7 protein-coding genes are annotated in these 6,284 nt (G+C 69.4%); 5 read left to right on the top strand and 2 right to left on the bottom strand.

Going from position 1 to position 6,284, the window contains the following annotated elements; genetic code table 11:
* From AOK08_RS31105 to AOK08_RS31125, 5 genes are all read left to right on the top strand, one after another.
* The coding region (locus AOK08_RS31105; protein WP_055532276.1) for a cytochrome P450 at nt 1–831 on the top strand (831 nt) is incomplete at its 5' end.
* 35 nt (nt 832–866) lie between these two features.
* Nucleotides 867–2,243, top strand: coding sequence for a crotonyl-CoA carboxylase/reductase (gene ccrA, locus AOK08_RS31110; protein WP_055532278.1), 1,377 nt, complete (start codon nt 867–869; stop codon nt 2,241–2,243).
* The gene (locus AOK08_RS31115) at nt 2,240–3,943 is read left to right on the top strand and encodes a 3-hydroxyacyl-CoA dehydrogenase family protein (protein WP_063794171.1); all 1,704 of its coding nucleotides are present in this window, start codon (nt 2,240–2,242) and stop codon (nt 3,941–3,943) included. The genes ccrA and AOK08_RS31115 overlap by 4 nt, the downstream gene beginning before the upstream one ends.
* A gap of 26 nt (nt 3,944–3,969) precedes the next feature.
* Nucleotides 3,970–4,416, top strand: a complete 447-nt coding sequence (locus tag AOK08_RS31120; RefSeq protein ID WP_241827161.1) for a cytochrome P450 — start codon at nt 3,970–3,972, stop codon at nt 4,414–4,416.
* Nucleotides 4,417–4,427: 11 nt separating this feature from the next.
* Complete coding sequence (locus tag AOK08_RS31125) at nt 4,428–5,210, top strand: glucose 1-dehydrogenase (protein ID WP_055532281.1); 783 nt, start codon at nt 4,428–4,430, stop codon at nt 5,208–5,210.
* 704 nt (nt 5,211–5,914) lie between these two features.
* On the opposite strand, the gene AOK08_RS47765 is transcribed toward AOK08_RS31125, so the two are convergent.
* Both AOK08_RS47765 and AOK08_RS43875 read right to left on the bottom strand, forming a co-directional pair.
* Nucleotides 5,915–6,115: a Fe-Mn family superoxide dismutase gene (locus tag AOK08_RS47765; protein ID WP_079054376.1), complete on the bottom strand. Its 201-nt coding sequence runs from the start codon at nt 6,113–6,115 to the stop codon at nt 5,915–5,917.
* Nucleotides 6,116–6,147: 32 nt separating this feature from the next.
* The coding region (locus tag AOK08_RS43875) for a hypothetical protein (RefSeq protein ID WP_079054377.1) at nt 6,148–6,284 on the bottom strand (137 nt) is incomplete at its 5' end.

Here is a 6,284-nt window from a genome sequence, read left to right on the forward strand (position 1 = left end):
GTGCTGGGGTCGCTGGAGGGCCGCGTCGGGTTCGATGTGATCGCCGACTTCGCGGTCCCCCTGGTCGGCACGGTCATCTTCGAACTGCTCGGCGTACCGGAGCGCTGCCGGGCGGACTTCTCGGCCGGGACCGCCGTGTTGACCTCCGACAGCGACCGGCAGGCCGCACAGGAGGCGTCGAACGCGCTGTTCACGCTCGTGAGCGACATCGTCACGGCCAAGCGCGCCGGCCTCGGGGAGGATCTGCTCAGCTCGCTGATCCTCGCGGCCGACGGCTCGGACCGGCTGTCCGACGACGAGATCATCTCCTTCACCGTGCTGCTGTTCGTCGGCGGCTTCGACACCACGGTCAACCTCCTCGGCAACGGCACGCTGGCGCTGCTGCGCAACCCGGACCAGCTGGCCGCCGTACGGGACGATCCGGCGTTGCTGCCGGGCGCCGTCGAGGAGTTCCTGCGCTACGACGGCTCGGCCAACATCAGCCACTGGCGGCGCACCGTCGAACCGGTAACCGTCGGCGAAGTGACCATCCCGGCCGGTGAGTTCGTCTTCATCGGACTCACCTCGGCCAACCGGGACCCCGCCCGCTTCCCCGACCCCGACCGCCTGGACGTCACCCGCACCGCGCAGGGGCACCTGGCGTTCGGCCACGGCATCCACCACTGCATCGGCGCACCCCTGGCGAGGGCCGAGGGGGAGATCGCGTTCCGGCGGCTGCTCGCGCACTTCCCGACGCTGACGCTCGCGGTCGACCCCGAGGAACTGGAATGGCGCCCCAGCGTGCTCCACCACGGGCTGCGGTCGCTGCCCGTCCGGACGGCACCGCGATGACCGTGGGCGACCCGTCGGCAGCGCGGGCACATCCCATGAAGGACATCGTCGGCGCCGTCCTCTCCGGCGACGCGACCAGCGCCGATGTCGCCGGACTGGCCATCCCGGAGTCCTGTCGCGCCGTGGTCCTCCGCAAGGAAGAGGTCGGCCTCTTCGAGGGAATGGCCTCGGCGGACAAGGACCCGCGCAAGTCGCTGCACATCGACGAGGTGCCGGTGCCCGAACTCGGTCCTGGCGAGGTGCTGGTGGCCGTCATGGCGTCGTCCATCAACTACAACACCGTCTGGTCGGCCATCTTCGAGCCACTGCCGACGTTCGCTTTCCTGGAGCGCTACGGCAGGCTCTCCGAGCTGACCAAGCGCCATGACCTGCCGTACCACGTCATCGGCTCCGACCTCGCGGGTGTGGTCCTGCGTTCCGGCCCGGGCGTCAACGCCTGGAAGCCCGGTGACGAGGTCGTCGCGCACTGTCTGTCCGTGGAGCTGGAGTCGTCGGACGGGCACAACGACACGATGCTCGACCCCGAGCAGCGGATCTGGGGCTTCGAGACGAACTTCGGCGGCCTGGCGGAGATCGCGCTGGTGAAGTCCAACCAGCTGATGCCCAAGCCGGATCACCTGAGCTGGGAGGAGGCCGCCGCACCCGGACTGGTCAACTCCACCGCCTACCGGCAGCTGGTCTCCCGCAACGGCGCCGGGATGAAGCAGGGCGACAACGTGCTGATCTGGGGCGCCTCCGGCGGCCTGGGCTCGTACGCCACCCAGCTTGCCCTCGCCGGCGGCGCCAACCCGATCTGTGTCGTCTCCAGCGAGCAGAAGGCCGGCCTCTGCCGGGCCATGGGCGCCGAGGCGATCATCAACCGCACCGCCGAGGACTACAGGTTCTGGAAGGACGAGCACCACCAGGACCCGCGTGAGTGGAAGCGCTTCGGCAAGCGCATCCGTGAGCTGACCGGCGGCGAGGACGTCGACATCGTCTTCGAGCACCCCGGCCGCGAGACCTTCGGCGCCTCCGTCTACGTCACCCGCAAGGGCGGCACCATCGTCACCTGCGCCTCCACCTCGGGCTACACCCACGAGTACGACAACCGCTACCTGTGGATGTCCCTGAAGCGGATCATCGGCTCCCACTTCGCCAACTACCGCGAGGCATGGGAAGCCAACCGCCTGATTGCCAAGGGAAAGATCCACCCGACGCTGTCGAAGGTCTACTCCCTGGAAGAGACCGGCCAGGCCGCCCACGACGTGCACCGCAACCTCCACCAGGGCAAGGTCGGCGTCCTGTGCCTGGCCCCCGAGGAAGGCCTCGGAGTCCGCGACCACGACAAGCGCGCCCAGCACATCGACGCCATCAACCGCTTCCGGGAGACCGCTGTCGCCTCCCGGCCGGAGGAGAAGACATCGTGGTCATGACACCGCACAAGCCCGTGGTCGGGATCGTCGGCCTGGGCACTGTGGGCCGGGCGCTGCTGGACATGCTGCGGGACACCGGGCACGAGGTGATCGGAGTCGACTCCGACCCCGCGGCCCTCGCCCGGCTGAACGGACGCCCCACGGCCGACGGTTTTGCCCCCGTTCACCTCACCGCGGAGATCGACCGGCTGAGCAGGGCCGACCTGGTCATCGAGGCCGTGAGCGAGGACGAGGCCGTGAAGATCGAGGTGCTGCACCGGCTGCACACCCTCTGCGCCGACGGCACCCCCGTGGTCACCACCACGTCCTCGCTGCCGCTGCCCCGGCTGGCGGTCGCCTCCGGCCGCCCCGCGGACACGATGGGGCTGCGCTTCCTGATCCCGCCCGGGCCCCAGGGCCCGGTCGAGGCCCTGCGCACGCCCATGACCTCACCGGACACCGCCGTCGCTGTCGACGAGCTGGTCGCCCGGCTCGGCCTGAAGCCGGTGACCGTGAACTCCCGGTGCGCGGCCGACGCCACCGCCCTGGTGTACGCGTACCTCAACCGAGCCATGAGCCTGTACGAGCGGGGCGAGGCGGATCGGGACGACATCGACACGGCCATGCGCATGGGCTGCGGCCTGCCGTTCGGGCCACTGGAACTGCTCGACCGCATCGGTCTGGACACGGCGCTGTCCGTCCTCACCGGTCTGTGGGTCAGCACCGGTGACGACTCCTTCGCACCCGCACCGGTGCTGACCCGGCTGGTGCGCCAAGGGAGCCTCGGCCGGAAGACCGGACACGGCTTCTACGCGTACGACGCAGGCCGGTCGGCCGTGCCCCACCGCCCCGCCGGTCTCCCCGCCGCACCGGCCGACGTCCGTCGCGTGGGCGTGGTGGGCTCGGGGACCATGGCCCGCGGTATCGCCGAGGTCACGGCCGTGGCGGGCTTGCCGACGGTGCTGGTCGCGCGCGACGCGGACAAGGCCTCCCAGGCCGTGGCGCGGATCGGCGAGTCACTCGTGCGGTCCATCCGCCGGGGCAGGATCACGCCGCAGGCGAAAGCGGCCGCGCTGGATCTGCTGGTCGGTGCCGACAACGTGGGCGCGCTGGGCGACTGCGATCTGGTGATCGAGGCGGTGGCGGAGGACATCGACGTCAAACGCGCGCTGTTCGCCCGGCTCGGTGCGGTGTGCGAGCCCGGCGCGCTGCTTGCGACCACGACGTCCAGCCTCTCGGTCGCCGCGTGTGCAGAGGCCTCCGGACGCCCCTCCCGCGTGCTGGGGATGCACTTCTTCAACCCCGCTCCGGCGATGCGGCTGGTGGAGCTCGTCCGCACCGACGCCACGAGCGACGAGGCCGCCGCCACCGCGCAGGCCGTGTGCGAGCGGCTCGGCCGGACGACGGTGCACTGCCGGGACCGCGTCGGCTTCATCGTCAACTACCTGCTGTTCCCCTACCTGGGGCGCGCCCTGAACCTGCTGGACCGGTACGACACGGACATCGTGGGGACCGACACGGCGATCGAGCGGGGCTTCGGCCATCCCATGGGCCCGTTCGCCCTGCTGGACGCCATCGGACTGGACGTCTCACTGGCCATCCAGGGCGAGTTGTACAAGGCGTTCGGGGAGCCGGACTTCATGCCGTCGCCCGTGCTCGAACAACTCGTGGCGGCCGGCTGGTTGGGACGCAAGAACCGGAAGGGACTGAGATCGCAGTGAAAGCCGTTCAGGACGAGGAGGCGTCGATGGGTGAGCCCGTGGTGCTGGGTGCGGAGTTCGTGCGGGATCCGCATGGGGTGAATGCGCGGTTGCGGGAGTTGGGCGCGGTGCATGAGGTGGTGATGCCGACGGGGTTGAAGGTGTGGTGGGTGACCCGTTGGGAGGAGGGGCGCGCGTTGCTGGCGGATGCGCGGTTGAGCAAGAACGTGGCGGATGCGGGGAAGTTGTTCGAGCGGCATCAGAGTGACATGAGTCGGCAGCGTGATTATTCGCATGTGATCAACCGGTCGATGGTGAACATGGATCCGCCGGATCACACGCGGCTTCGGGGGTTGGTGGCGAAGGCGTTCACGATGCGGCAGGTGACCGGGTTGCGTCCGCGGATCGAGGAGATCGCGGACGAGGTGCTGGGGTCGCTGGAGGGCAGCACGCTCCACCACGGGCTGCGGTCACTGCCCGTCCGGACGGCGTGAGGGAGAGCGGAGTGCAGCACAGGTTCACCGACAAGGTCGCCCTGATCACCGGCGGCGGCTCCGGAATCGGCCGCGCCACCGCGGTCCGGCTCGCGACCGAGGGCGCCCGGCTGGTCCTCGTCGACATCAGCGAGCGGGGCCTGGCCGACTCCGTGGTGGAGCTGGGGGAGGCCGCGCCCGGCACGGAGGTACGGACGGTCGTGGCGGACGTCAGCCAGGAGGCGGACGTGGCACGGTACGTGGCCCGGACCGTCGAGCACCACGGCCGGATCGACTGCTTCTTCAACAACGCGGGAGTCGAGCCGACGCAACGGCGCACCGAGGACATCGGCCACGAGGACTTCGCCCGGACCGTCGCGATCAACCTCGCCGGCGTGTTCCTCGGCCTGAAGCACGTGCTGAAAGTCATGCGCGAACAGGGTCACGGACGGGTGCTCAACACCGCGTCGCTTTTCGGTATCCGCGCCAACGGCCTGGGATCCGACTACCACGCCTCCAAGCACGGCGTGGTCGGTCTGACGCGTAACGCCGGCGTGGAGTACGGCCGGTACGGCATCACCGTCAACGCCATGGCCCCCGGCACCATCCTGACCCCGATGCTGGAGAACCACCTGGGCGCGCTTCGCCGGCACGCCCCGGAGGAGATCGACAAGGCCCTCGACAGGATTCCGGCGCAACGGTTCGGCCGCCCCGACGAGGTCGCCGCCCTGGCCGCCTTCCTCCTCTCCGACGAGGCGTCGTACATCAACGCCACGGTGGTGGCGATCGACGGCGGCCGCTCCGAGCGGGCATGAGGGCGACGGGGCGGCCAACGCCGGCCGCGGCCACCACGCGATGCCCTCGGCGGCCTGCCGGCCGTTGCGGGCCGGGGTGGCTTCTGGCCGAGGAGCCCGGAGATATCGGAGATCAACTCCTGTGGCTGGACATGCCGGATTCCACGAAGCCGTCAGACATCAGCGCGCCGAGCTCGACGCCGAGGCACCCACCGCCGCCGAGGGTGCCGTTTGCCTGGGCCGCATCCGATGGCATCCCCGTCACGCCGGAGACAGACAGGATTGAAGAACTGCTGCGCTCACACGAGACCTTCGCAGCACGCTGCTCGACCGGCTGGGCTTTCCCCAGGCCACTCAGCCCTCACCTGAACCATAAGGAACTGGACTCTTGGCCACCGCGGGGGCGGGAAGCCGGGGGAGCGTGCCAGGGAAGGCCCTGACAGCGCCGAAAGAAACGAACGCGCTGGTCAGGGCCTACGCCCTCAGTACTCGATGATGTTCACCGCGAGCCCGCCCCGAGCCGTCTCCTTGCACTTCACCTGCATGTCACCGGATGGCTGTCGGGGTATCGGGTTCCGCTGTCGTCAGGGTTGCCTTAACGGAGGTTGGCGGAGTCGAGGGTTAGCAACATGGACAACCCCTGAGGCATAGCGGAAGTAGGGCAGCTTTGCTGCGGCTTGTCCGTTACTGGTCCTGCTTGACGGGCCCTGCCAGTTGACGACGGCCTACATGTCGTCGATGAAGTCGATCTTCTGGTTCCTGTACCGGAGACAGAAGGCATGCTCCCAGGCGTCGAAGATCAGGATCGGGGTCGAGTCCTGCCCGACGTTGCCGATGCTGGGTGAGGTGTCTTGATCGCGGCCCTGGCGACCTCTGCCGCGTGCTGACAGCCAACCCGTCGTCACAGTGGTCGGCCTTGTCTTCATCTCCGCGCCGGTCCCTCGGCGCACCGCCCCTGTCAGATCAGGACCTGGCCGCTGCCCGCCACGATCTCCGGGCGTAGTAGCTCCGTGAGTCGTTCGGCCGGCAGCAGGCCTTTCTCCAGGACGAGTTCGGCGACGCCACGGCCGCTGACGAGGGCTTCCTTGGCGATGT

It is taken from the genome of Streptomyces graminilatus, from assembly GCF_001418565.1.
GTDB classification, from domain to species: Bacteria; Actinomycetota; Actinomycetes; order Streptomycetales; family Streptomycetaceae; genus Streptomyces; species Streptomyces graminilatus.

Coding starts and splice junctions, on each gene's coding strand:
- ccrA (WP_055532278.1), top strand. CDS start 867: ATGAAGGACATCGTCGGCGCCGTCCTCTCCGGCGACGCGACCAGCGCC.
- AOK08_RS31115 (WP_063794171.1), top strand. CDS start 2,240: ATGACACCGCACAAGCCCGTGGTCGGGATCGTCGGCCTGGGCACTGTG.
- AOK08_RS31120 (WP_241827161.1), top strand. CDS start 3,970: ATGGGTGAGCCCGTGGTGCTGGGTGCGGAGTTCGTGCGGGATCCGCAT.
- AOK08_RS47765 (WP_079054376.1), bottom strand. CDS start 6,115: ATGAAGACAAGGCCGACCACTGTGACGACGGGTTGGCTGTCAGCACGC.